Source organism: Massilia sp. W12, assembly GCF_037300705.1.
In the GTDB taxonomy this organism is placed as follows: domain Bacteria; phylum Pseudomonadota; class Gammaproteobacteria; order Burkholderiales; family Burkholderiaceae_D; genus JACPVY01.
Map to the genome: position 1 here is coordinate 722,072 of NZ_CP147776.1, position 26,022 is coordinate 748,093.

The following is a 26,022-nucleotide window of genomic DNA, read 5'->3' on the forward strand; positions in this document are numbered from 1 at the left end:
AGGGTGGGCTGTGCAGCATTCCCGCAACATCCTCCATCCGCAGCCGATTTTCCCCCTTTACAGCGCACAATGCTGTGTGCATACTGTCCTTCCGTTTGCCTGAAGGTAAACCTAAAATTATAACTGTATTGCAATACAGTTTTTCCACGCTGAACCGACGCTAAGGCCGACCGGAATGCAGCAGCGCAGAACAGCGGGCGAGACAATTCAGGAGGATTTCATGCATGCTGCAGCACAGCCTTACCGCGACCAAAAGCGCTTCTTGTGGTTTCTATCGCTACTCATACCCGGCATCAGTTTTAGCGGCCCGAATCTGTATCAACTGACCCAAAGCTATGCCGTGTTTTGGCTTCCCGTTGTTCTCAGTTACATCATTTTTCCCCTGCTGGATTTATGGATAGGCGCCGACCGCAGCAATCCGCCGGAAGAAATCGTGCCGCAGATTGAAGCTGATCCGTATTACCGCTACATCACCTTCGCTCTGGCCCCACTGCTGTGGCTGGGCTATATCGGCGGCATCTGGTATTTCACCCAACATCAACTGCCCTTGCATGTGCAAATCGCCGGCGCGCTCACCTGTGGCGGCCTGGGCGGTTATGCGATCAATCTGGCGCATGAATTGGGGCATAAGAAAAGCCGCTTCGAGCGCGGCCTGGCGCGCCTGGTCTTGATGATGACCGGCTATGGCCATTTTTATATCGAACACAATCACGGCCATCACCGCGATGTGGCCACGCCGGCAGATAGCGCCTCCTCGCGCATGGGGGAAAATATCTATCGCTTCATGTTGCGTGAAATGCCGGGCGGCTTGCTGCGCGCCTGGGCGCTGGAAAAGAAACGTCTGGCGCAACTCAACCTGCCGGTCTGGCATGGGCAAAATAAAATCCTGCAGGCCGCCGCCGGCACCTTGCTGATTTACAGCCTGCTGCTGCTCTGGCTGGGCTGGAGCGCACTGCCGTTTATGCTGGGCGCCGCCTTCTGGAGCAATTTCCAGCTGACCACCGCCAACTATATTGAGCACTATGGCCTGCTGCGCCAAAAAGACGCCAATGGCCGCTATGAAATCTGCTCGCCGCGCCACTCTTGGAACAGCAATCAGCTTTTATCGAACTGGGCCATGCTGCATCTGCAGCGCCATGCCGACCACCACGCACACCCGACCCGGCGCTATCAATCGCTGCGCCATTTTGATGATGCGCCGCAATTGCCGAATGGCTATTTCGGTATGTTCGTGCTGGCCTATCTGCCGCCCTTGTGGTTTAAGGTGATGGATGCGCGTTTATTGGAAACTGTCGGCTTTGATGCGCGCCGCATCAATTTTGACCCGAAACGCAAACAGGCCCTGATACAGCGCTATCAATTGGACGGCGCCGGCAAGTAAATCAGCCGCCGCCAGCGCCAGGCTCAGCCTCATCGCGTGCGTCTGGCCTGGCGCATCTGCGCGGCCAGACTGCGCCGCAATTGCGCACATTGCGCCAACACTTCCGGCGTTTCCAGCCAGCTGATGGTGAGCGCAAATTGATAGCCGCGCTCATGCCATTGCTGCAGGCGGGCGCGCATCAAAGCGGGCGCCGGTAAAAAGCGCCACAAGGCCGGCCAATCTGCAGGCGGCGGTTTGTGTTCAAAATCGGTTTTCAACAAAGCCAGATCCTGGCGCGCGCTCAAGGCCTGGCGCACCAAACGGCGCGCCGCATATAAACCCAGGCGCTGTTCGACGCAGGCCAACAGCACAAACACATTATCTTTTTCCAGAAAGCGCAAACCCTGCTCCTGCAAAGCTGTGCGCCAGGCATCGCCATGCGTGACGTGCAAATCCGCCCTTTGCAACACCACGCCGCTGAGCGAGAGCGGGGCGCTGCTGAGCATGCTGTCGAGCGCGCGCATTTGCGCTTCCGGCGCCATCAAATCGAGCAGGCGGCGCAATACCCGGGCGCAAATTTCGATATGTGCGGCCAGCACATCGCGCGTAAAACACTGGCTCGCGGTTTGGCAAATACAGTTGAAAAAATGCGCCGCATCGCGCACATTCTGCAGGCTTAAAAAATCCAGAATCTGGTGGCAAAACTGGGCGAATTCCTGATGGTTCACAAAGCGGTTCGGCAGGCGCGCATAGCGCACCGGATCTTGCAGCAACTCACACACCATGCGCCCGTCATGCTTGGCCGGCATGCTGGTGATATTCAAATACATGCGGAAATGGGTATGCAATTGCAGCCGCATATGGGCATGCGCATCCGCATCCGGCGTATAGGCGAAATCGCTGTGTTCGAGCTGCGGAAAAAGCCAGCACAGGGCGCGCTGAACCTCCTCTTCCGGCGCGGCCACTTCACGCCAGGCGCTGCGCGTATCCGCCGTACTGTAGAGGCCATATTCATCCGCGGCGAAATGCATTTCACGCGGCGCAAATAAATAATGCGGCGACTTGAACAGCACACGCAAGGTTTCCGGCGTGACGATTTGCAGCGCTTCCATCACCAGCACATCGCCCAGATTCAAGCGCTCTTCCAGGCTGCCAAACACCCAGCGCAAGCGGTTTAACCAGCGCTTGGCGTCGCGCGGATGGCGCAATAAGCGCGAGACAAACCACATCGCTTCATCCAATTGCGCCTCTTCAAACGGACTCGGGCGCCAGCTTTGTTGCGCCAGAAAACGCAGACATTCTGCATGCAGCCAATCGCGGAAAATCCAGGGCGTGAGCGGGGGCAGGTGACAGGCCAACTGCACAATCTTTTCCAGATAAGCAAAACCGGAAGCGATATTGCCGTCATAGCAAATCGCCTGCGCCACATAGCGCGCGTCATACGCCAGCAGATAATGCACGCCACGGAAATTGGCCACCGCTTTCACCAGCTGCACCATGGTTTGAATCTCTTGCTTGCGCAGGCGGTCAAGATCATCAATCACCACCACCACGGTTTTATCCAGCGCCTGCAAGGCTTGCTGAATCTGCTTGCGCGCGCCATGCAGACTGGGGCGCGATTCGGCCCCCAATTTTTGCAAAATCTCACGCCCTTCGCGGATTTCTTTTTCGTGGTCTGCGACAAACTGGCCGATTGGGGCCACGCCCGGCACATATTTCAGATATTTCAAATAACTCAGCTTTTCGCCATACGCCGCCAGGCTGCGCGCAAAGCCTTTCAACTCCTTGGACAGCTTGCTTTCGACTTCAGCGAATTCGTGCAGCTGCGCCGCCAGCTCATCCATAAACGCCGCGATCAATTCATTTTCCGAGCCGATTAACCAGGGATTGAATTGCAGCACCACGGTATCGCCGCGCGCCTTGAGCAGCTTGCAAACCCGCTCAATCACCCAGCTCTTGCCGCCGCCCCATTCCCCCTCCAAGCCCAGCACCAGGCTGTCTTGTTGCGGGGCCTGGCGTAAAAATTGCGCCAGTTGCGCGGCAAACTCAGCGCGCCCGAAGGGATCTTCCTGACTGCGCGCGACATCGGCATCCAGATTCATCGGCTTATCCTCTCACAATGCCGCGCTCACCATCTGCAGTGATAAACGCGGCCAATTGATACAGCGCAGAATCAGCGCGCCGCACATCTTCCAGCGCCAGATATTCGGTGCGGCAGGCAGACGGGCTGATATGTTGCAACATAAAGCCGCGCACATCGCTGCGGCCAAAGCGGGTATGCGGATTATCCGCCAGATAACGATCAGTGCGGCTTTGCGCGCGCGAAGGGGAGGTGACAGAACTGCCGCAAAACTCGGTGGCCAGCACCGGATTCGCCGCGCTCACCGGGCGGTTGAAATCGGCCACCAGATTGGAGGCGTAAAAAGTGTGCACATCGCCCGACATCACCAGCGGATTGCGCACCTGGCGCAAGTGCTGCAAGAGTTGCTGACGCGCCGCCGGATAACCATCCCAGCCGTCTGTCCAATAGCGCCCGCCCGCCGCATCTTTCACCGGCAGCTGGCTGTTGCGCGCCATAATGGTTTGCTGCAGCAGCAGATTCCAGCGCGCCGGGCTGTTCTGCAGACTCTTTTGCAGCCACGCTTCCTGCTGCCGGCCCAACATGCTGCGGCGCGCATCGTGCAGGGCGCGGCAAGCCGGGGTGACCGAAGTTGAGCCGCCCTGGCCTGGCTTCAAACAAGCCTGGCCGTCGCGGTATTGCCGGTTGTCCAGCAAATACAAGCGCGCCAGACGTCCCCAATCCAGGCTTTGATACAGTTGAAAGCTGGCAAAAGATGCCCCCGGCTTGATCTGCGCGCGCAGCGGCAAATGTTCGTAATACGCCTGGTAAGCGGCAGCGCGGCGCGCGGCGAATTGCGGATCAAGCCGCTCATCCACCAGATTCGCGTAATCATTCGCCACCTCGTGATCATCCCAGGTCAAGACCCAGGGCGCGGCATGGTGAGCGGCTTGCAAATCCGGGTCAGATTTGTATTGCGCATAGCGGGCACGGTATTGTTCCAGCGTAAAACTCTCATCCACCCGCGCTGCGCTGGCCGGATGCGTCAGACTGTACGGCCCCCATTCGTAGATATAGTCGCCCAGAAACGCCACCAGATCCGGGGCGCTGGCGGCAATCTGCCGATGTGCGCCAAAGGCGCCGAATTCCCAATGCTGGCAAGAGGCCAGCGCCAGCTTGCATTGCGCCGGCAATTCATGCGCGGCCGGCGCGGTGCGCGTGCGCCCGGTCGGGCTGACCGCATCGCCCAGCATGAAGCGATACCAATACCAGCGCCCCGGCTGCAAGCCGCGCACATCGACGTGCACGCTGTGTCCCAACTGTGGCAAGGCGTCACAGCGGCCTGCCGCCGCAATCTGGCGGAAAGCCTGATCATGCGCCACTTCCCAGCGCAAACCAAGCGCAGCAGCGCCGCTGGCGGCGGGGTTGAAGATCTGCGGCAAGACGCGGGTCCATAAAATCACGCTGTCCGGCAGCGGGCTGCCGGACGCCACACCGAGCGAAAAAGGGTAGTCCGCCTGGCGCGCTTTATGTGCGCTGCTGACTTGTCCCGCCTGCGCGGCGCGCAGCAAGCCGGCAGGCAGCGCCAGCAAGGGCAGGCTGGCGGCAGCCTGTAAAAAATGCCGTTTATCCATTGTGCTCAGTGTTTATTCCTTGGCCGCATCATGCACTTTCAAATGATCCGGCAGATCCGGCGCATGGCCGTGCAAGCTTTCCAGCGGCGGCAATTTGCGCGGCTTGCGCTGTTCGTCTGTGGCCACATAGGTCAGCGTGGCCTCGGTGACTTTGACGCAATCCGCCTGCAGCCGGTTGCGCTCGGCAAACACTTCCACATACACCGTAATCGAGGTATTTCCGACTTTCACGATTTCGGCATAAAAAGACAGCAAATCGCCGATGAAACTGGGATATTTGAAGAGAAAGGAATTCACCGCAATCGTCACCACGCGGCCATTGGCGCGCCGCGTCGCCGCCAGCGCGCCGGCGATATCGACCTGGGCCATAATCCAGCCGCCAAACACGTCGCCATGCACATTCGCATCCGCCGGCATCGGCACCACGCGCAATTCCGGGATGCGTCCCGGCGGCAGACCTCTGACCGGCCCCGGCGCCACTGCGCCATGCTGTTTGTCCTGTTCCATATATTCCCCGTTAGCGAAAGCGTGCGATACTTGCTGCATTGGAACATAAAACCGCACAATCCGCCAAAACTATGCGCCGCCACGCCTCTTCGTCCTCAACGCCCCTGCCTGCTGCGCCATCTGCTGATCCGCGCAATGATTGGGCCACCATCAAAACCCTGATGCCCTGGTTGTGGGTGTACAAATGGCGCGTCATGCTGGCCATGCTGTTTTTATTTGCCGCCAAGGTGGCGGTGGTCGGCGTGCCGCTGGTGTTAAAGGAAATGATTGATGCGCTGCAGGAATCCGGCGCGCGCGGCATGGTCTTATTGCCGGTCGGCATCCTGCTTACCTATGGCGCGCTGCGCTTGTCCACCACCATCTTCACCGAGCTGCGCGAATGGATGTTCGCCCGCGTCACCCAGCGTGCGGTGCGCAATATCACACTCTCGATTTTCCAGCACATGCACAGCCTCTCGCTGCGCTTTCACTTAAACCGTCAAACAGGGGGCTTGACGCGCGACATCGAGCGCGGCACGCGCGCGATTTCCTCCCTGATTTCCTACACCCTGTTCAATATCTTGCCGACGCTGGTGGAAATCAGCCTGGTGCTGGGCTATCTGGCCTTGAATTACGACATCTGGTTCAGCCTGATCACCGGCGGCGCGCTGCTGCTGTACATCACCTTCACGGTGCTGGTGACAGACTGGCGCACGCAATTCCGCCGCAATATGAATGAACTCGACTCACGCGCCAACACGCGCGCAATCGACGCCCTGATCAATTATGAAACAGTGAAATATTTCGGCAATGAAGCCTGGGAAGCCAAACGCTACGACGCCGGCTTGCAACAATATGAAGCGGCGGCCTTGAAGTCGCAATCCTCTCTGTCCCTCTTAAACAGCGGTCAATCGCTGATCATCGCTATCGCCCTGACCCTGATTCTGTGGCGCGCCGCGCTCGGCGTGCAGCAGGGCAGCATGACCCTGGGCGATCTGGTGGCGGTGAACGCATTCATGCTGCAACTGTATATGCCGCTCAACTTCCTCGGCGTGATTTACCGCGAAATCAAGCAAAGCCTGGCGGATATGGAAAAACTGTTTGCCCTCTGGCGCGAGGGACGTGAAGTGGCGGACGCGGAAAACGCGCCGGCGCTGCATTTGCATGGCGCCCACATCCGCTTTGAACATGTGGATTTCAGCTATGAAAGCAAGCGCCAGATCCTGTTTGATGTCGATTTCAGCATCGCTCCCGGCACGACCACCGCCGTTGTGGGCAGCAGCGGCTCCGGCAAATCGACCCTGGCGCGTCTGCTGTTCCGCTTTTACGACGTGGGCGCGGGACGCATCTCGATTGATGGCCAGGATCTGCGCAGCGTGACCCAGGCCAGCTTGCGCGCCGCGATTGGCATCGTGCCGCAAGACACAGTGCTGTTCAATGACAGCATCCGCTACAACATCGGCTATGGCAGGCCGGACGCCGGCCAGGATGAAATCGAAGCCGCCGCGCGCGCCGCCGCCATTCACGATTTCATCCAGAGCCTGCCGGACGGCTATGACACCGTGGTGGGCGAACGCGGCTTAAAACTCTCCGGCGGCGAAAAACAGCGTGTGGCGATTGCGCGCACCTTGCTGAAAAATCCGGCGATTTTGATATTGGACGAAGCCACTTCAGCGCTCGATTCCAAATCCGAGCAGGCGATTCAAAGCGAATTACGCGAAATCGCCAAAAACCGCAGCAGCCTGGTGATCGCGCACCGCCTCTCCACCATTGTCGATGCCGATCAAATCCTGGTGATGGAGCATGGCCGCATCGTCGAGCGCGGCGCGCATGCCGAACTGCTGGCGGCAGGCGGCGTGTATGCGCAAATGTGGGCCAGACAACAAGCCCCGCTGGAAGATGTTGCTGCGTGAAGCTTTGCATATGGGCAAGTATTTTCCCGTAGTGCGCGCAAAATCGGCAGGCAAAGTGCTACACTGCGCAGCGACGGCAGCCTAGCCGATCGTTTGCCAATACAGGAGAAAACATGAAACTATCCACTGCGATTGCCATTCTGTGCGGGAGCGCTCTGTTGAGCGGCCATGCAGCAGTCAGCGCCCAAGAATTGACCGGCACCTTGAAAAAGATCAAAGAGTCCGGCACCATCACCCTGGGTGTGCGTGATTCTTCGATTCCGTTTTCTTATCTTGACGATAAGCAATCCTACCAAGGCTATTCGATCGACCTGTGCATGAAGGCGGTGAAAGCGGTGCAGCGTCACCTCGGCATGAGCGAATTGAAAACCGTGCTCAACCCTGTCACTTCGGCCACCCGTATTCCGCTGATGGCGAACGGCACGATTGATCTGGAATGCGGTTCCACCACCAATAATCTGGAGCGTCAAAAGCAAGTCTCGTTTGCGCCCACCATGTTTGTCACCGCCACCCGTTTGCTGGCGAAAAAATCCTCCAACATCCGCAGCTTGGCGGATTTGAAGGGTAAAAACGTGGTGTCCACCGCCGGCACAGCGAATCTGAAGCAGATCACCATCATGAACGGCGAGCAAAACCTGGGCATGAACATCCTGATCGCGAAAGACCATGCTGAATCTTTCCTGATGGTGGAAACCGGGCGTGCGGTGGCGTTTGCCATGGACGACATCCTGCTGGCCGGCTTAGCCGCCAACTCGAAGAACCCGAATGATTATGAAATCACCAAAGAAGCGCTGTCGGTGGAACCCTACGGCATCATGATGCGGCGCGATGACGCCGCCTTCAAAAAGGTGGTGGATACCGCGATTGCGAACGTATATACCTCGGGTGACATCAATGCGATTTACACCAAATGGTTCCAAAGCCCGATTCCGCCGCGCGGCGTGAATCTGAAATTCGCGATGCCTGAGCAAATGCGCGCCGTGTTCGCCAAACCGACCGACTCCGGCGACCCTGCAGCCTATGCCGTGGTGCCGGAAGCGCAAAAAAATCTGGGCAAGAAAAAGAAATAATCTGCTTGCGCAAATAGGCAACGGGGGCTGCGGCCCCCGTTTTTTATGGGTAAGCGGGAGCCGGGATCACAATGCCTTGTGAGGCGGGTGGCATCGCGCTTGACTCGCATCCCTGCCAAAAAACAAACCCCGCCTTTGTCAAAAAGCGGGGTTTGTTATCTCACAGCCAGCGCCTGCCTGCCGCGCTGGCCGCATTTTGCTGACGCATCAGCTCTTGGCCTTGGCTTGCTGCGCGTTGTTGCGGATGGTTTCCAGTGTGGCGTTGGGGGTGATCAAATTGCCGTCGTAGCGCAATTCAATGATGGCCGGCAGGCTGTGTTCGCGCGTGAAGGCGAGGGCGCGCGCTAAGGCCGGGCCGAATTCGCCGGTCGTGTTGACGATTTCCCCTTGGGCGCCATAAGCGCGCGCCAGGGCGGCGAAATCCGGGTTTTTCAGCGTGGTGCCGCTCACCCGGCCCGGATAGTCGCGCTCTTGATGCATGCGGATGGTGCCATACATCTCATTATTGAAGACCAGGATGATGACGCCGGCGCCGTATTGCACGGCAGTCGCCAATTCCTGACCATTCATCAAATAATCGCCATCGCCGGCAAATGTCAGCACAGTGCGTTGCGGCTGGCAAATCTTGGCGGCGATCCCGGCGGGCACGCCATAGCCCATTGCGCCATTGGTCGGGGCCAGCTGCGTGCGCTTGCCGCCATACGGGAAGAAGCGGTGCGCCCAGGATGCATAATTGCCGGCGCCATTGGTGATGATGGTGTCGCGCGGGCATTGCGCAATCACTTCTTGCACCACTTGCCACAGATCAAGCGGCGCTTCATTGCTGGCGAATACCGGCGGACGCGCCTGCCAGGCGGCCAGTTCGGCCTTGGCTTGCGCCAGTTGCTCACGCCAGGCCGGCTGATCCAGCGGAGCCATTTGCGCCAGGGCTTGCGCCATGCTTTCCATGCCGGCGCAAATCATCAACTCGGCCTGATATACGCTGCCCAGCTCATCCGGGTCGGGATGCACATGGATCAGAGTTTGGCTCGGGGTGGGCGCTTGCAGCAAGGTGTAGCCGCTGGTGGTCATTTCCCCCAGGCGCGCGCCCAGCACCAGCAAGACATCGGCGTTTTTCACGCGCGCGGCAAGTTTGGGGTTGATGCCGATGCCGACATCGCCGATGTAGTTCGGGTGATGGTTGTCCAGCAAATCCTGAAAGCGGAAGGCGCATGCGGTCGGCAGGCCGTTGCGTTCGGCAAAGCTGGCGATATTTGCGCAGGCTTCGTTATGCCAGCCCGGGCCGCCTAACAGCAGCAGGGGATTTTTCGCTTGCGCAAGCAGCTTGCGCACGGCGTCGATTTGTTGCGGCGCGGCTTGCGGCTGGGTCGGGCGCGCCGGCTTGCTGTCGGCCACGTCGGCGCGTGTGATCAGCATGTCTTCCGGCAAGGCCAACACCACCGGGCCGGGGCGGCCGCTGCAGGCGACCTGGAAGGCGCGCGCCAGATATTCGGGGATGCGCTCGGCGCGGTCGATTTGCGCCACCCATTTCGCCATTTGCCCGAACATGCGGCGGTAGTCGATTTCCTGGAAGGCTTCGCGGTCGATGAAGTCATTGCCGACCTGACCGATGAATAAAATCATCGGCGTCGAGTCTTGAAACGCGGTGTGCACGCCGATTGAGGCATTGGTTGCGCCGGGGCCGCGCGTGACAAAACAAATGCCGGGTTTGCCGCTCAATTTGCCATAGGCTTCGGCCATGAATGCCGCACCGCCTTCCTGGCGGTTGATGATGAAACGGATATTCGAGTCATGCAGCGCATCCAGCACATCCAGATAGCTTTCGCCGGGTACGCCAAAGGCGATTTCAACGCCATGTACTGCCAGTGCATCGACCAGGATCTGGCCGCCAGTTCGGGAGGTAGTCATTGTGGTGTCGCGGGGGTGTTTTGCAAAAGAACGATACCGTAACAGAAAATCGGGGCAATCGCTATGCCATTTGCAGCTTTGCGCGGGTGCGTCCGGATTCCCTGCTACAATGCGGCCTGATGCAGGCCAGACAGCCGCTGGCCGGCAGATTGAAAAATCTGCCGGCGGGAGGAAGGTCCGGACTCCACAGAGCGGGGTGACGGCTAACGACCGTCCGCTGAAAGCCTGGTTGCCAGGTATAAGGCGAGGAACAGGGCCACAGAGACGAGCGTATTCAGTTACGGTGAAACGCGGTAACCTCCACCTGGAGCAATTCCAAATAGGCACGCGTTGATGTTGCTCGCGGAGCGTGCGGGTAGGAAGCTTGAACCCGGGAGTAATTCCGGGTCTAGATGAATGGCTGTCATAGCGGGCTTGCCCGCCGTAACAGAATCCGGCCTACCGGCCTGCTTCAATTCCTTTCGCCCAGACCATGCGAACGATATAAAAACAACAATAAAATCCCGCGCTGATGAATGACTGCCGGTTATCGTTTCGCCATCTGCACAGAACTGCAGAAACAATCCCTCTCTATAGGAGTAAAATGAGGCGAATTGCCGGCTTGTCGCCGGAGTCGTTGTTTCAATGTGTTTGATATTGCTTTGCGGTATTGGCCTGCACAAAAATTTTGTGCACTTTTCATCTATTCCTTGGTGTTGACGACTTATGCCTCATGACCAGGTGTCTTGTGTGTCCAGCGATGCCCGGCTTGCGCCGGATGCGATGCTGCGCACCATGCTTGACCTGAGTGAAGAGGCGATGCTGGTGATGCAGGGCGGGCGTATCCTGGCGTGCAATGTGGCGGCGGTGAATCTGTTGCAAATGGCGCAGCAGGATTTGTGCGGCATGTCTTTGGTGCGCCTGCTGGCCGCCTGTCCGGAGCAGGTCGGGGCCGCCTGCAGCGCTTTGCTGGAGCGTCTGGCCTTGCCGCCGCAAGAGCGCGAAGTCATTGAAGGCTGGTTGCAACCCGGCAAAAGCGCGCCATTTCTGGCGGAAATCATCAAAAAACCCTGGCCCCAGGATGAAAAAGGCTGGTATGTGTTGCTGTTGCGCAACGTCAGCGCCCAGCGCCGCGTCGAGCAGGCATTGCAGGATAAAACCGTGGTCTTGCAATCTTTGCTGGATAACTTCCCAGGCGGCGTGTCCTTGATCGACAAAGATCTGCGTTTCGTGGTGTGGAATCGCGGCTTGCTCGATATGTTTGAATTCAGCGAAGAGCAGTTCCAGCCTGATAACCCGCCCAGTTTGCCGGATCTTTACCGCTTCAATATTGCGCGCGGCGAATATGGTGAGGTGAGCGATCCGGAAGCCCTGCTGGAACAAATGATTGAGCGCGCGCGCCGTTTTGAAGCGCATTTGTTTGAGCGCACGCGCAACAACGGCGCGGTGCTGGAGATCCGGGGCGCGCCGATTGTGCATGGCGATAAGGGCGGCTTTGTCACCACCTACCTGGATGTTTCCGCGCGCCATGTGATGGCGGAAAAATTGCGCCGCCAATCCGTGCTGTTGCAAGCGGTATTGGAAAATCTGCCGCAGGGCATCTGTGTGTTTGATGAAAAATTGCGCGTTGAATTATGGAATTCGACTCTGGCGCATATGTTGGGCTTGCCGCAGGAATCATTTGTGCGTGGGGTGGAATTTGAAACCCTGTTGCGTTTGATGGCGGCGCGCGGCGATGGCGAATCGCCTGAAACCGAGCGCGAAATCATGGCGCGCATGAACCAGATCCGGTCTTTCCGCGAACACCGTTACGAGCGCACCAGCAAGAGCGGCAGCACGCATCTGGTGCAGGGCAAGCCGGTTTCGATTGATGGCAAGCTGGCGGTTTTCATCACGACGCTGACCGATATCACCGACCGCAAACAAGCTGAATTGGCGCAGTGCGAAAGCAATGCCCAGCTGGCGCGCTTAGTCAAAGAATTGCAGGAAACCCGCGCCGATCTGGTGCGTAGTGAAAAATTGGCGGCGCTCGGGGCGTTGGTGGCCGGGGTGGCGCATGAATTGAATACCCCCTTGGGCAACAGTTTGCTGATGGCCAGCGCGCTGCAGGATGCGACCGGCATGATACGCGGGCGGCTGGAAGCCGGCGGCGTGGCGCGCACCGATCTTTCGGTTTATCTGGAAGAGGCGGCGGACGCCAGCGCCTTGATTTTACGCAATCTGGGCACAGCGGCGGAATTGATCATCCGCTTTAAACAAATTGCGATTGATCAGGCCGGCGCCGAGCGCGGCGTTTTCAAATTGGCTGCGCTGGCGCAGGATACGATTGATTTGCTGCAGGAAAAAATCGATCAGTGCGGGCATGAGGTGGTGATTGATATCGATGGCGCAATCGAAATGGACAGCTTCCCCGGCCCGCTGGAGCAGGTGATCGCCAATCTGGTCAATAATTCGCTGCTGCATGCCTATGAGGGGCGGCGCGGCGGACATATGCGCTTGTCGGCGCGCTTGTTGCCGGCGCGCGCCGCCAGAGGCCCCGGCGCAGCGCTGGAAAAACCATCGCCGCGCGTCTTGCTGGAGTTCCATGACGATGGTTGCGGCATTGCGCCGGACATCCAAAACCGTATTTTCGATCCTTTTTTCACCACCAAAGTGGGGCGCGGCGGCACCGGCCTGGGCTTGTCGATTTCGTATAACATCATCACCTCGCTGCTGGGCGGGCAGGTCAGTGTGCACAGCTCAAGCGGGCGCGGCGCCAGTTTTCTGCTGGATTTGCCGCTGATTGCGCCGCCGCAGGCGGATTGACGCGCAGTATTATGCCGCCGCCTTGTCCTGGCCTGGCGGCAGGCCGGCGAGGGCGCGCAAAGCGCTCAAGTACAATTGTTCCGGATCCCAGTGTTGATGTCTGATGCCAAAAAAATCCAATGCTTGCGCATAACGCTGGGCCAGATGCATATCGGCGATGATGTGCACAGCGGGCGGATGTTTTCCGGCCCCCATGCGCCGCTGCATATCATGCAATTCGGCCCCGATCAGCAGGCCGGACAGATACGAGGCGGCATGCAAGGCCGGCATGTGATCTGTCACCACCAGCGCGCGGCAGGTGAAGATTTCATGCGTCAGCGCGGCGGCCTCGCTGCCAGCACGCCGCAAGCCGGCTTCAAAGCGTCCCTGGTCGTGCTGACGCATAATGGTCAGGCTGGCGAGTGAGCCTTGCCGTCCGAGCAAATCATATAATTCGCCCGTCATATAACTTTCCAGCTCGCGCACCGCGCCGTATTCAAGCCGCACCCATTTGCTGTGCCAGCCCGGCAGCACCACCCAGCCATGTCCTGCGCCTTGCAGTGCGGCGCCGTACAGCAATGTCTCTTCGCCGCGCATCACATCCGGCAAACCGCTCTCATCGGTGTAGCAGACGCCGGGCACAATGCGGCAGCGGGTTTGCGCCAGTTCACGGCGCTTGAGTTTGACTTCACATAACCCTTGTCCGAGCATGGATAAATCCTGTCCCGCGCGCAGATAGGGGGTTTCCAGCCAGCCTTCGCGACTGCCTGCCATGCCGGAAATCAAGACATCCGCATGCCGCAAGGCCCACATGTCCATCAATTCGAGCAGCGCTTCTTCAAACTCGGATTCGCGCGATAAATCGCCTTTGTCATCCAGGTGTTGGCCCAGCATCTGGCCATGTTTGTCGAGCAGCCAGGCGCGCCGGTTGCGTTTGCCCCAGTCAATGCCGATCACGGGTGTGTATCCGGGATTCATTCTCTCTCCTGACGGGCGTATGAGGACAGCCCGATTGTTATCGATATGACAATCAATTGTACGGAGAATGCTGCGCGCCGGCAGCTGGGGATACTACGTAGCCGGCGCTGCAGCGTGGCGGGGCTTCAGTGTTGGGCGGGGCCGGGCGGGGCGGCTTCGGGATCGGCTTCCTGAGCGGTTTTGCTGATCCGGTATTCTTCATTGGCCCAGGCGCCAAGGTCGGCCAGTTTGCAGCGTTCGCTGCAGAAGGGGCGCCAGGGGGAATCGCTGCTCCACACCACGGATGCGGCGCAGCGGGGACAATTGACAGTGGTGGGCATGGCTTGAAATCAATCAGAAATTACACAGTGTGAGTTGAAACGGGACATCATCTTCCAGCGGGCGCGGTTTCATATCGCCATCCTGGGAGGTGAAGCGCACCCACAGCATATATTTATTGGCGGAGATTTCAGGAATCGCACCCAATCCGCCATCCAGCGTCAGGCGCAGCATCTGATATACCTTGCCTTGCAGCATTTGTTGATAGCTGCCGGCATGCGCAATCATTTTCACCGGGCCGCCGGAGTCGCGCAGCAGGCGCAACACCAGACAGAGCGCATCAAACAGCGGCAACAGCGGTGCGAACCAGTGCGCGATGTCCCTGTAACGCGCTTCGGCGCTGTGCTGCTGCCAGGCGTGATAGGACGGCAGGTCAAATTCACATGCGCCGCCGGGGATGATGGTGCGGCCCCGGATGCTCATCAGCCATTCATTGTCGCGCACATTCTGGCCGATTTTGCCTTGTGCGGTGGAAAGTGCTGCGGTGGCGCGGTCAAGCTCATCCAGGATGGCGTTGAGCGCATCCACTTGCACATTCGGATTGGATTTGTAACCCATCAGACTTTGTCTTTGTCTTTCGAGTTCTTGCAGCAAATCCGATTTCAAATCGGCGCGACCAGCCACTTCGAGCATCTCGAAGATGGTGGATAAGGCAACATGGTGTTGCAGTGGATGTTCTTGATGCAAAAAGAACTGGAATTTCTCGTACAGGTCTTCCAACCGCAACAACGTGCGTATCCGCTCGTTGAAAGGGTATTCGTAGACAATCAAAATGACATCCCTTTAAGGTGGGGGCAAAGAATCTCATGATTCTGAACGAATCTGCGCAAAATTACAAATGTCCTCCACACTCTGCACGCATTTTCCTGTGCAAAGCACGGAAGCGCGCCGGATTTTCTGTTAATTCATATTGTTTTGGCAAGTTCCAGATAGCGTTGATGCAGCAGCGCAACTTGCGATGGCAAATTTTCCGGGCCTGCGCTGTTGTCGATCACGTCATCGGCGGCGGCCAAGCGCGCCTGCCGGCTGGCTTGCGCCGCCATAATGGCCAGTACTTGTTCGCGGCTGAACGCATTGCGCGCCATCACGCGTTCGATTTGCTGCGCTTCACTGCAATCCACCACCAGTACGCGGTGCAGCTTTTGGCGCCAGTGGCCGGATTCGACTAAAAGCGGAATCGCGAACATCAGATAGGGGCCGCTGGCCGCTTCGGCGCAGGTTTGCGCCGCTTGCTGGATCAATGGGTGCAGGATTTGCTGCAACTTTTCACGCGCGTCGGTTTGTGCAAATGCTTGCGCACGCATACGCGCACGATCCAGTGCGCCGTCCGCTTGCATAAATTGCGGGCCGAATGCCGCCACAATCGCCGGCATCGCGGCGCCGCCCGGCGCTGTCAGCTGGTGCGCCAGAATATCGGTGTCGATCACCGGCACGCCCAATTCTTCAAACAGACGCGTGACGCTGCTCTTGCCGCTGCCGATGCCGCCGCTGACGCCTACTGTGAAACGCGGCGCCATCACATGCTCAGTAAATTCAGAATGGCGGGGCGGTACAGCATATAAATCAAGCCTGCTGCCGCCAGATACGGGCCAAATGGCATTTGCCCCTTGTCTGGACGGCGATCAATCAGGTTGGCGATGACAAAACCGAAAATCCCGACGACAGAGGACATTAATATGATGGGGATCAGGGATTGCCAGCCAAACCAGGCGCCCAGCGCAGCCAGCAGCTTGAAGTCGCCATTGCCCATGCCTTGCTTCTTTAATATCAACTCAAACAGGTAGTTTACCGTCCATAAAGACATGTAGCCGATCACGGCCCCGAGCACGGCGTTGGGCAGGCTGACCAGACCGGTGATCATATTGATCAGCAAGCCGCTCCATAACAAGAGATAGCTCAAGTCATCGGGAATTTCTTTGATATCGATATCAATAAACGTGATCGGGATCAGTAAAAACAGAAACAGCAGCGCGCCCAGACCATACCATCCGGTGCCAAAGCGCCAAGCCAGCAAGGCCGCCAACAAACCTGTCAGCAGTTCGACGGCAGGATAGCGGACAGATATCGGCGCTTTGCAGGCGCTGCATTTGCCGCGCAGAAAAAGCCAGCTTATAACCGGAATATTTTCCAGCGGGGTGATTTTGTGGCCGCAATGCGGGCAGGCTGAGCGCGGCACGATCCAGTCGTAACGGTCTGTGTGCGGCAGTGGCAGCGCTTCTTTGGACGCCGGCTGGCCGCAGTGACTGCAATCCTGGCGCAAACCCTGCAGCGCGCTGTCTGGTTTGAGATGGTTAAGCTGATCCACCACATAGTTATCAAACTCGCGTTGCCACATACGCGGCATGCGGTGGATTAACACATTCAAAAAACTGCCGATCATCAAACCAAACAGCAGCGCCAGCATGGCTGGCCCGATACTGCCAGGCGGGGCGAACAAAAATTCCATATCAGACCACAGAACCGAGTTTGAAAATCGGCAGATACATCGCTACCACCAGGCCGCCAATCAAGCCGCCCAGAATCACCATGATCATCGGTTCCATCAAAGATGACAGCGAAGCCACCGCGTCATCCACTTCCTCTTCATAGAAGTCGGCCACTTTGCCAAGCATGGAGTCGAGTGCGCCCGATTCTTCGCCAATCGCCACCATCTGCGTCACCATGGAGGGGAACACATCGGCATTTTGCATCGCTACGGTCAGGCTGGTGCCCGTGCTGACCTCGCTTTGAATTTTCTTGGTGGCATCAAGATAGACGGCATTGCCGGACGCGCCGCCCACCGAATCCAGTGAGTCAACCAGCGGTACGCCGGCGGCGAACATGGTGGCCAGGGTGCGTGTCCAGCGTGCAATAGTGGCTTTGCGCACCACATCGCCAAACACCGGCACTTGCAGCAACAGGCGGTCCATGGCTCTTTGCATTTGCAATGAGCGTCGCCAACTCTGGAAGAACATGTACAGACCTGCGAAGATGGAGCCGAAAATGATGTACCAGTACTTCACGACAAAGTCAGAAATCGTGATCACGAATACCGTGGGGGCGGGCAAGTCGGCGCCGAAGTTTTTAAACACATCTTTAAACGCCGGCACCACCCAGATCATGATCACTGAGGTCACCACAAAAGCCACGGCCAGAATCGAGACCGGATAGAACAGGGCGGATTTGATCTTGGCCTTGATGGCCAGGGTTTTTTCCTTGTACACAGCAAGCCGGGTCAGCAGATCTTCCAGAATACCGGCCTGTTCGCCAGCCCCGACCAGATTGCAAAACAGCGCATCGAAATACAAAGGATATTTGCGGAAAGCCTGGCTCATGCTGGTGCCGGTTTCAATATCCGCGCGCAAGTCCAGAATCAATTTCGCCACTGAAGGGTTGGCGTGGCCGCGTCCGACGATATCAAAGGCTTGCAACAGCGGAACGCCCGATTTCATCATTGTCGCCAATTGGCGGGTGAACAGGGTGATGTCTTTATCGGTGATTTTTTTGCCGCTCTTGAAACTCTTTTTCTTGATGCTGGTGACCATGATGCCCTGCTTGCGCAGGGTGACATTGACCACGGCTTCGCCGCCGGCGCGCATTTCGCCTTTGACTTTTTTGCCGGTCTTGTCTTTGCCTTCCCAGGCGAAAATCTGTTCTTTCACGCCTGCCAGGGATTTGCCTGCCGAGGTTGCCATCTTCCGTCTCCTGTTATTCGTTGGTGCAGCCCAGCACTTCTTCCAGGCTGGTGACGCCGCTTCTTACTTTAACCAAACCGGCCTGGCGCAGTGAGCGCACGCCTTCCGCTTCGGATTGCTGGGCGATATCCATCGCCGTACCGCCAGTCAGAATCAGCTTTTCAATTGCTTCGGTGATTGGCATGATCTGATAAATGCCAACCCGGCCCTTATAGCCCAAACCATTACAGCGTTCGCAGCCGACCGGTTCATAGGGCTGCCAGCTGCCATCCACCTCTTCTTCTTTAAAGCCCGCCGCCAGCAGAATTTCCGGCAACACTTCGACCTGCTTTTTGCAGGTGCACAGACGGCGCGCCAGACGTTGCGCGGTGATCAGAATGATGGAGGAGGCGATATTGAAAGGCGCCACCCCCATATTCATCAGGCGCACCAGGGTTGACGGCGCGTCATTCGTGTGCAGGGTGGAAAACACCATATGGCCGGTTTGCGCCGCTTTAATCGCAATATCCGCAGTTTCCAGATCGCGGATCTCACCCACCATGATCACGTCAGGATCCTGACGCAGGAAGGATTTGAGCGCAGCGGCGAAGGTCAAGCCGGCTTTATCATTCACATTCACCTGATTAATGCCGGGCAGGTTGATTTCCGCAGGGTCTTCTGCGGTTGAAATATTGATGCCGGGTTTGTTGATCACATTCAGGCAGGTGTACAGCGACACGGTTTTGCCTGAACCGGTCGGCCCGGTCACCAGCACCATGCCATACGGGCGTTCAATGGCATCCAGCAAAATGCGTTTTTGCTCCGGCTCATAGCCCAGCGCATCAATCCCCAACTGCGCCTGGGTGGCGTCAAGAATACGCATCACCGTTTTTTCGCCGAACAGGGTGGGCAGCGTGCTGACGCGGAAGTCGATGGATTTGGTGGCGGACAGGATCAACTTCATGCGGCCATCCTGCGGCACGCGTTTTTCCGAAATGTCCAGTTTCGACAACACTTTGATACGCGCCACCAGCTTTTCGCGGATCGACAGGGGCGGTTGCGCATGTTCGCGCAAGACGCCGTCGACCCGCATGCGGATACGGTAAAACTTTTCGTATGGCTCGAAGTGAATATCGGATGCGCCCAGATTGATGGCATCCATCAAAATCTTATTCAGGAATTTAACGATGGGGGCGTCATCAATGTCGCTGTTGGCGTTGCTGTCAGCCGCTGCCGCCGCTGCCGCCGCATCTTCCTCATCGCCAAAATTGATATCCTGCTCATCGCCCATCATTTCGCTGATGCTTTGCTCAGCGCTCTTACCCATCGCCACCAGAATTTGATTCAGCGCATCGTGTTGTACGATCACCGGCTCAACCGTGGATTCGGTTTGGAATTTGATTTGATCCAGGGCCTGGGTGTTGGTGGGGTCGGCGATGCCGACGGTGATTTTGTTGCCGCGTTTAGCCAGCGCCAGTACGCGTTGCGACTGCATTAATTTGGGATCAATCAGCTTTTGCGGCAGATTGGCCAGATTGACCGCCTGCAAATCCAGCATCGGGTAGCCGAATGTCTCAGAGCAAAATGCAGCCAGTGAACGGGAGTCGATTGCGCCGCTGCTCAGCAGAGTGTCTATGAAGGGGGTTTTTTCCGCGACCGCCTTCTTGTGCGCAGCATCAGCCTGCTGTGGCGTTAAGCGCCCTGCCTGAAGCAGCGCTCGCGCAAGGCCGGGCATGATCCCGCCTGAAGCTGGTGAAGGAGGAACTGCTGCCATGTTCAGTTTACCGGTTGGTTATTCATCTTGGTTTATGCAAGCCCGGGCTGCTCTGCGGTATAAGCTGCTTGCGGCAGTGAAATCCGGCTGCCCTGGCGCTCATTACGGCAGTGACGCGCTTGTTCTACAGGGCCGGCAAACTTCCTCAGCTTGCAAGCCGCTTTCTTAAGCTTTGCATTTTAACCAAAAAAAAGCTGCAAAACGCTTGATCGCTTTATCCAAATCATGCCTTGGCCCCTCTGATTTGTAAAGGAATTGCTGGGAGTGTTGCAGAATCTTGCGCAGATTGCGGCATGCATAGTTTTTGCTGTAATTGCAAGGAATTGGATCAATGTTTGTTCAAACTGATCAGTTTCACAGTTTTGATGGCCTGATGTTGCGCCTGCACAATTTCAAAAACACAATCATCAATCCGCACGGCGACCGGGTGATCCGGAATTTCCTGCAGGATTTCCAGCAACAGGCCATTCAAAGTTTTCGGCCCATCCAGTGGCAGATGCAAGTCCAGCCGTTTGTTGACTTCACGCAACGCAACGCCGCCTTCCAGTTGACAGCTGCGCTGCGCGTTCCAGCTGAAAGCCTCGTTCCCGCCCGGGGTTGAGGTGGTGAATTCGCCAATCATTTCCTCAATAATGTCTTCCAGCGTCACCAGACCCTGCACTTCGCCATATTCGTCCACGATGATGCCCAGACGCTCGCGTTTTTCCTGAAAATACTGAAGTTGGGCGAATAAGCCTGTATCCGGTGGAATGTAGTATGGCGTTGACAGCAGCGGACGGATGTGGGCAGCGCTGAATTCCTCTGTGTTGAGCAGGGCTAAGGCCTTGCGCACATGCAGAATGCCGACAATCCGGTTGATTTCGCCTTCATACACTGGCAGCTTGTTGTGATAGCAAGTGGCCAGCTGCTGCTTGATGTCGGCTGCCGGGGCGGCCAGATTCAGCGCTTCAATCTGCGCGCGCGGCGTCATGATGTCGTCAACCGAAATAGTCTCCAGGTCAAACAGATTGAGCAAAATGCTTTTGTGTTTTTGCGGAATGAAATTGCCGCCTTCTAACACAATCGAACGCAGCTCTTCAGGCGAGAGGCGCGGCAGTTCGGACGCTTGGGCGCCGGGTTTGATGCGCAACAGCAACAACAGGCGCGACACAAACAGATTCACAAACCAGATGGCCGGCTTGCCCAGCCGCATCAGCGGTTTAATGAGCAAGCTGGAGAGCAGGGAAATTTTTTCCGGGTGGGTGGCGCCGATCACCTTGGGCGGAATTTCAGCAAACACAATCAGCAAAAAAGCGATCGCGGCGGCGGTCAGGAAAATCACGCTTTCCTCATGGCCGAAAGCGGAGATGGCCATGGATGTCAGCAGTGCGGCGATGAGGGCGTTGAGCAGAATATTGGCGATCAGCACCAGCAACAACAATTTATCTGTGCGTTCCAGCAGCCAGAGCGTGGTGATGGCGCGTTGATTGCCGTTTTTCGCCAGATGGCGCAATTTGTGACGGTTGGCCGCCATCAGGGCAGTCTCGGCCATGGCGAAAAAGGCCGAGCAGAGAATCAGCAGGGCCAGCGCAAGCAATTGCGCCCATAAGGGAATGGTGTCCAATCGTTCGCTGCTGTATCGTTGAAAACCAATGCAAGTCAAGATCAGCTGATATTCAGCACTTGTTGTTGCATGGTTTTATGTTTATCCGAAAAGGAAATGGTCGGGGTGAGAGGATTCGAACCTCCGGCCTCTACGTCCCGAACGTAGCGCTCTACCAGGCTAAGCTACACCCCGAATTGATGCGATGTCAATCTTTTTTGATTTTCATCGCTGTCTGAAGAAACGAGATTATACACAGATTTTTTTGAAATCCGCAAGTACTTTTGAATTACTTGCTATCCCGTTTTGCTGTTGACAAATGCGCATTAAGAAGGTTAATGGTTTCTGTCAACTGCGAAAGAGCATAATTGTAGCAGACTTTCTTTGAAAACGCCAGGAGGAAATCCGGAAATTGCGTCGCGCGCTTTTTCCGCCGCCGCCAGAGCCTGCTGACGGGTGTACTCCAGCGCGCCGGAGTGGGTGATGGCGTGCAGGATGTCGTCAAAATGCGACTCATCACCCTGTTCGATACAATTGCGCACCAGTGCGCGCTCGCTGGCGCTGCCATGTTGCATCAGCCAGATCAGCGGCAGGGTCGGTTTGCCTTCGCGCAAATCGTCGCCGACGTTTTTGCCGATCTGGCTGGCGTTGCCGGAATAATCCAGCACATCATCAATCAATTGGAAGGCGGAGCCGATTGAGCGGCCATATTCTGCGGCGGCGGCGATGTGTTCCTCGCTGGCGCCGGCAATCAGGGCGCCGAGTTCGCCGGCGGCTTCAAACAGTTTCGCGGTTTTGCAACGGATCACTTCCAGATAGCGTTCCTCTGTAACATCCGGGTCGTGCATATTCAATAATTGCAGCACTTCGCCTTCGGCGATGATATTGGTGGCGTTGGCCAGAATCTGCATGACGCGCATGCTGTCCACTGAAACCATCATCTGGAAGGCGCGCGAATACAGGAAATCTCCCACCAATACTGAGGCGGCATTGCCGAACAGGGCGTTGGCGGTTTGCCGTCCGCGCCGCATGGAGGATTCGTCCACCACATCATCATGCAGCAAGGTGGCGGTGTGAATGAATTCCACCACCGCCGCCAGCAAATGATGGTGTTCGCCGCGATATTGGAAGCAGTTCGCCACCAGCAGCACCAGGGCGGGGCGGATGCGTTTGCCGCCGGCGCTGATGATGTATTCGGCGATTTGATTGACCAGCGCCACATCGGAATGAAGCTGGCGGCGGATGACTGCATCGACCGCCTGCATATCGCCAGCGATAGTTTCGGCAATCGTATTCTTTTGGATGTGATGAGAAGCCAAGGCGAACCTGCGATATTGAAAAAAGTTGGCCGCAATTATATACGATGGGGCGCTGGCGCAAGCGCAGCGGGCTGCGGCATTGTCCGGGCAGGGCGGTTTGACGTATTTCTGAAAGCTTGCTAGAATTGCGGATTCCCTGCAGGACTATTTGCGTTTGTAAATTGCTTTGCGGGATTTTCATTCATTATTTGATGAGGTTTCCAATCATGTACGCGGTCATAAAAACCGGCGGCAAACAGTATAAAGTTGCCGTTGGCGAAAAACTCAAAGTAGAACAGATACCTGCTGACATTGGTTCCGAGCTCACCATTGACCAAGTGCTCGCAGTGGGCGCTGGCGAAACCATTAAGTTTGGTGCGCCGCTGGTCGAAGGCGCCAAGGTGCTGGTGAAAGTGGCTTCCCACGGTCGTCACGACAAAGTGCGGATTTTCAAGATGCGTCGTCGTAAGCACTATCAAAAACGTCAAGGCCATCGCCAAAATTACACTGAACTCGAGATCCTGGCGATCAACGGTTGAGTCAAGGCCGGTTAATCCGGGTTTTGCGTCCATTTATTCACAAGTTTCCAGGAGCTATCCATGGCACACAAAAAAGGCGGCGGCACTACGCGCAACGGCCGCGATTCAGAATCGAAACGACTTGGCGTTAAAGTGTATGGCGGTCAAGCCATCAACGCCGGCGGCATCATCGTCCGTCAACGCGGCACCCGCGTGCGCGCTGGCGACAACGTGGGCGTGGGCAAAGACCACACCCTGTTCGCACTGAAGGACGGCAAGGTACAATTCGTGGTGAAGGGCGTCGGCCAACACCAGTACGTCAGCGTCGTCGCATAATCTGCACGCTTTCTCCGTCCGCGCCGCTGGTGCGGACGTTGTTACGCTGGTCCGGCCGTTGGCCGGACTTTTTTCATTTTGGAGCACCGCAATGAAATTCATCGACGAAGCAAAAATTGAAGTCGTCGCCGGGGATGGCGGAAATGGTGTCGCTTCCTTTTGTCGCGAAAAATTTCGCCCTTTCGGTGGTCCGGATGGCGGCGACGGCGGCAGGGGCGGCAGTATCTGGGTAGTGGCGGACCGCAATATCAACACCCTGGTTGATTACCGCTATTCAAAAATGTACCGCGCAGACCGGGGCGAAAATGGCCGGGGTTCGGATTGTTACGGCAAAGGGGCTGAGGATGTCTATTTGCGCATGCCGGTCGGCACCCTGATTCATGACGATAATACCGGCGAGCTGATTGCTGATCTGACTGAGCACGGCCAGACTGAATTGTTGGCCAAGGGCGGCGAGGGCGGCTGGGGTAATATCCATTTCAAGAGTTCGGTCAACCGCGCGCCGCGCCAAAAGAGCGATGGCAAGCCGGGCGAGCGGCGCGATTTGCGTCTCGAACTCAAAGTGCTGGCCGATGTCGGCCTGCTTGGCATGCCGAATGCCGGCAAATCCACCTTTATCACCGCCGTATCCAATGCGCGGCCAAAAATTGCCGACTATCCCTTCACCACACTGCACCCGAATCTGGGCGTGGTGCGCGTCAGCCATGAACGAAGCTTTGTGATCGCCGACATTCCCGGCTTGATCGAAGGCGCGGCGGAAGGGGCGGGCTTGGGCCATCAATTCCTGCGCCATTTGCAGCGCACCGGCCTGCTGTTGCATATTGTTGATCTGTCGCCGTTTGAAGAAGGCGTCGATCCGGTCAAGCAAGCCAAAGCGCTGGTCAAAGAATTGAAAAAATATGATGAAAGTCTGGCGGATAAACCGCGCTGGCTGGTGCTGAACAAAATTGACGTGCTGGATGACGATGCGCGTGTCAAGCGGGTGAAAGACTTTATCAAACGCTTTGCCTGGAAAGGCCCGGTGTTTGAAATTTCTGCGCTCTCGCATACCGGCTGCCAGGAACTGGTGAATGCGATTTACCAGCATCTGGAGCAGAAAAAGCACGCCGAGCAACGTGCGGCGGAAACCCGCATGGCGCAAGCTGTGCGCGCAATTGATTCAATCGACCCTGAAGACCCCCGTTTCAAGGTGCTCGACGAGTATTAATACTGAGTTGGCAAACGGGAGATGGCATGAGTGAAATTCGCAGTGTATTGCAACAGGCGCGCCGCCTGATTGTGAAAGTGGGTTCTTCGCTGGTGACAAACGAAGGGCGGGGATTGGATCAGGAAGCGATTGCGCGCTGGGCTGAACAAATCGCAAACTTGCGCCACATGGGCAAAGAAGTGGTGTTGGTCAGTTCCGGCGCAATTGCCGAAGGTATGTTGCGCTTAGGCTTTCAAAAGCGCCCGACCGATGTGCATGAATTGCAAGCCTGCGCCGCTGTCGGTCAAATGGGCCTGGCGCAAATCTATGAGAGCAGTTTTGCTGCGCATCATGTCAAAAGCGCCCAGGTCTTGCTCACGCATGCCGATTTGGCAGATCGTGAACGCTATCTGAATGCACGTTCCACCCTGCTCACGCTACTGTCTTTGCAGGTGACGCCGGTGATCAATGAAAACGACACCGTGGTTACGGATGAAATCAAATTTGGCGACAACGATACCTTGGGCGCTCTGGTGGCGAATCTGGTGGAAGCGGATGCGCTGGTGATTTTGACGGATCAAAAAGGCTTGTATTCCGCCGATCCGCGTAAAGATCCGGCGGCGTATTTGATTGCCGAAGGGCGCGCAGGCGATGAAAAGCTGGAAACCATGGCCGGCGGCGCCGGCAGCGCGATCGGGCGCGGCGGCATGTTGACCAAAATCCTTGCCGCCAAACGCGCAGCCGGTTCCGGCGCGCACACCATCATTGCCTGGGGGCGCGAAGATAACGTCCTGGTGCGCTTAGCGCAAGGCGAGGCGATTGGCACCCAGCTGCTGGCGCAAACTGCACGCACCACAGCGCGCAAACAGTGGATGAGCGACCACTTGCACACTGCCGGCCAATTAGTGCTGGATGAGGGCGCAGTGCAAAAACTGAGTGCGGAAGGCAAGTCTTTATTGCCGGTGGGGGTGATTGAGGTGCGTGGCGAATTTTCGCGCGGTGCGGTGTTATCCTGTGTGGCGCAGGATGGGCGTGAAATCGCGCGCGGCCTGTGCAATTACGGCAGCAGCGAAGCGCGCCGCATTATGCGCAAACCCTCCAGTGAAATTGAGGCGATTTTAGGCTTTGTGGAAGGGCCGGAATTAATCCATCGCGATAATCTGGTTTTGCTGTAAGCATAAAAAAA

The 26,022-nt window shown here is 57.1% G+C and carries 21 protein-coding genes, 1 tRNA gene and 1 other RNA gene; 9 read left to right on the top strand and 14 right to left on the bottom strand.

From position 1 onward, the window contains the following. Positions 1 to 220: 220 nt before the first annotated feature. Positions 221 to 1,381 carry an alkane 1-monooxygenase gene (locus V8J88_RS02885; protein ID WP_338847665.1) on the top strand — a complete coding sequence of 387 codons (1,161 nt, stop codon included), beginning with the start codon at positions 221 to 223 and terminating at the stop codon, positions 1,379 to 1,381. 29 nt (positions 1,382 to 1,410) lie between these two features. Here the strand turns inward: V8J88_RS02885 and V8J88_RS02890 are convergent, their stop codons facing one another. Genes V8J88_RS02890 through V8J88_RS02900 form a run of 3 tightly spaced genes read right to left on the bottom strand, consistent with a single transcriptional unit; the run spans position 1,411 to position 5,560 of the window. Then, positions 1,411 to 3,462 carry a P-loop NTPase fold protein gene (locus tag V8J88_RS02890; RefSeq protein ID WP_338847666.1) on the bottom strand — a complete coding sequence of 684 codons (2,052 nt, stop codon included), beginning with the start codon at positions 3,460 to 3,462 and terminating at the stop codon, positions 1,411 to 1,413. 4 nt (positions 3,463 to 3,466) lie between these two features. Next, entirely contained in the window at positions 3,467 to 5,053 is a 1,587-nt protein-coding gene (locus V8J88_RS02895) for an alkaline phosphatase D family protein (protein ID WP_338847668.1), read from the bottom strand. Between the two features lie 12 nt (positions 5,054 to 5,065). Next, positions 5,066 to 5,560: an acyl-CoA thioesterase gene (locus V8J88_RS02900; protein ID WP_338847670.1), complete on the bottom strand. Its 495-nt coding sequence runs from the start codon at positions 5,558 to 5,560 to the stop codon at positions 5,066 to 5,068. Between the two features lie 71 nt (positions 5,561 to 5,631). On the opposite strand from V8J88_RS02900, the gene V8J88_RS02905 reads away from it, so the two are divergent. Together V8J88_RS02905 and V8J88_RS02910 are read left to right on the top strand one after the other, a co-directional pair. Then, complete coding sequence (locus tag V8J88_RS02905) at positions 5,632 to 7,452, top strand: ABC transporter ATP-binding protein/permease (RefSeq protein WP_338847671.1); 1,821 nt, start codon at positions 5,632 to 5,634, stop codon at positions 7,450 to 7,452. Positions 7,453 to 7,565: 113 nt separating this feature from the next. Continuing rightward, positions 7,566 to 8,522 carry an amino acid ABC transporter substrate-binding protein gene (locus V8J88_RS02910; RefSeq protein WP_338847672.1) on the top strand — a complete coding sequence of 319 codons (957 nt, stop codon included), beginning with the start codon at positions 7,566 to 7,568 and terminating at the stop codon, positions 8,520 to 8,522. Between the two features lie 207 nt (positions 8,523 to 8,729). Here V8J88_RS02910 and V8J88_RS02915 read toward each other — a convergent pair whose 3' ends face one another. Next, positions 8,730 to 10,430 (bottom strand): thiamine pyrophosphate-binding protein, encoded by a 1,701-nt coding sequence (locus tag V8J88_RS02915; protein WP_338847673.1) that lies wholly within the window; start codon positions 10,428 to 10,430, stop codon positions 8,730 to 8,732. A 118-nt stretch (positions 10,431 to 10,548) separates the two neighbouring features. Here V8J88_RS02915 and rnpB point away from each other — a divergent pair. Further along, positions 10,549 to 10,887, top strand: an RNA gene (gene rnpB, locus V8J88_RS02920) — RNase P RNA component class A. Positions 10,888 to 11,159: 272 nt separating this feature from the next. Further along, positions 11,160 to 13,214 (top strand): PAS-domain containing protein, encoded by a 2,055-nt coding sequence (locus V8J88_RS02925; RefSeq protein WP_338847674.1) that lies wholly within the window; start codon positions 11,160 to 11,162, stop codon positions 13,212 to 13,214. 9 nt (positions 13,215 to 13,223) lie between these two features. On the opposite strand, the gene V8J88_RS02930 is transcribed toward V8J88_RS02925, so the two are convergent. The 10 genes from V8J88_RS02930 to ispB all read right to left on the bottom strand — a co-directional run bounded on the left by V8J88_RS02930 (position 13,224) and on the right by ispB (position 22,817). Then, positions 13,224 to 14,171 carry a 2-dehydro-3-deoxygalactonokinase gene (locus V8J88_RS02930; protein ID WP_338847675.1) on the bottom strand — a complete coding sequence of 316 codons (948 nt, stop codon included), beginning with the start codon at positions 14,169 to 14,171 and terminating at the stop codon, positions 13,224 to 13,226. Positions 14,172 to 14,296: 125 nt separating this feature from the next. Beyond that, the gene (gene yacG, locus V8J88_RS02935) at positions 14,297 to 14,491 is read right to left on the bottom strand and encodes a DNA gyrase inhibitor YacG (protein ID WP_338847676.1); all 195 of its coding nucleotides are present in this window, start codon (positions 14,489 to 14,491) and stop codon (positions 14,297 to 14,299) included. Positions 14,492 to 14,504: 13 nt separating this feature from the next. Next, positions 14,505 to 15,260 (bottom strand): cell division protein ZapD, encoded by a 756-nt coding sequence (gene zapD, locus V8J88_RS02940; RefSeq protein WP_338847678.1) that lies wholly within the window; start codon positions 15,258 to 15,260, stop codon positions 14,505 to 14,507. Positions 15,261 to 15,394: 134 nt separating this feature from the next. Then, positions 15,395 to 16,006, bottom strand: a complete 612-nt coding sequence (coaE, locus tag V8J88_RS02945) for a dephospho-CoA kinase (protein ID WP_338847679.1) — start codon at positions 16,004 to 16,006, stop codon at positions 15,395 to 15,397. After that, positions 16,006 to 16,935 (bottom strand): A24 family peptidase, encoded by a 930-nt coding sequence (locus V8J88_RS02950; protein WP_338847681.1) that lies wholly within the window; start codon positions 16,933 to 16,935, stop codon positions 16,006 to 16,008. Before V8J88_RS02950 ends, coaE begins: the two co-directional genes overlap by 1 nt. Before the next feature lies 1 nt (position 16,936). Then, entirely contained in the window at positions 16,937 to 18,163 is a 1,227-nt protein-coding gene (locus V8J88_RS02955) for a type II secretion system F family protein (protein WP_338847683.1), read from the bottom strand. 13 nt (positions 18,164 to 18,176) lie between these two features. Continuing rightward, entirely contained in the window at positions 18,177 to 19,877 is a 1,701-nt protein-coding gene (pilB, locus tag V8J88_RS02960; protein ID WP_338847684.1) for a type IV-A pilus assembly ATPase PilB, read from the bottom strand. 367 nt (positions 19,878 to 20,244) lie between these two features. After that, positions 20,245 to 21,519 carry a CNNM domain-containing protein gene (locus V8J88_RS02965; RefSeq protein WP_338847686.1) on the bottom strand — a complete coding sequence of 425 codons (1,275 nt, stop codon included), beginning with the start codon at positions 21,517 to 21,519 and terminating at the stop codon, positions 20,245 to 20,247. Positions 21,520 to 21,616: 97 nt separating this feature from the next. Continuing rightward, positions 21,617 to 21,693 (bottom strand) — tRNA-Pro (locus V8J88_RS02970). Between the two features lie 140 nt (positions 21,694 to 21,833). Continuing rightward, positions 21,834 to 22,817 carry an octaprenyl diphosphate synthase gene (gene ispB / locus V8J88_RS02975; protein WP_338847687.1) on the bottom strand — a complete coding sequence of 328 codons (984 nt, stop codon included), beginning with the start codon at positions 22,815 to 22,817 and terminating at the stop codon, positions 21,834 to 21,836. Between the two features lie 206 nt (positions 22,818 to 23,023). Between ispB and rplU the strand changes: the two genes are divergently transcribed. The 4 genes from rplU to proB all read left to right on the top strand — a co-directional run bounded on the left by rplU (position 23,024) and on the right by proB (position 26,011). Next, on the top strand, positions 23,024 to 23,335 hold the full coding sequence (gene rplU, locus V8J88_RS02980; RefSeq protein WP_338847688.1) for a 50S ribosomal protein L21: 312 nt from the start codon (positions 23,024 to 23,026) through the stop codon (positions 23,333 to 23,335). Positions 23,336 to 23,395: 60 nt separating this feature from the next. After that, on the top strand, positions 23,396 to 23,650 hold the full coding sequence (gene rpmA, locus V8J88_RS02985; protein WP_338847689.1) for a 50S ribosomal protein L27: 255 nt from the start codon (positions 23,396 to 23,398) through the stop codon (positions 23,648 to 23,650). A 91-nt stretch (positions 23,651 to 23,741) separates the two neighbouring features. Continuing rightward, positions 23,742 to 24,857, top strand: coding sequence for a GTPase ObgE (gene obgE, locus V8J88_RS02990; RefSeq protein ID WP_338847690.1), 1,116 nt, complete (start codon positions 23,742 to 23,744; stop codon positions 24,855 to 24,857). A gap of 35 nt (positions 24,858 to 24,892) precedes the next feature. Then, positions 24,893 to 26,011 (top strand): glutamate 5-kinase, encoded by a 1,119-nt coding sequence (gene proB / locus V8J88_RS02995; protein ID WP_338849825.1) that lies wholly within the window; start codon positions 24,893 to 24,895, stop codon positions 26,009 to 26,011. Positions 26,012 to 26,022 lie beyond the last annotated feature (11 nt).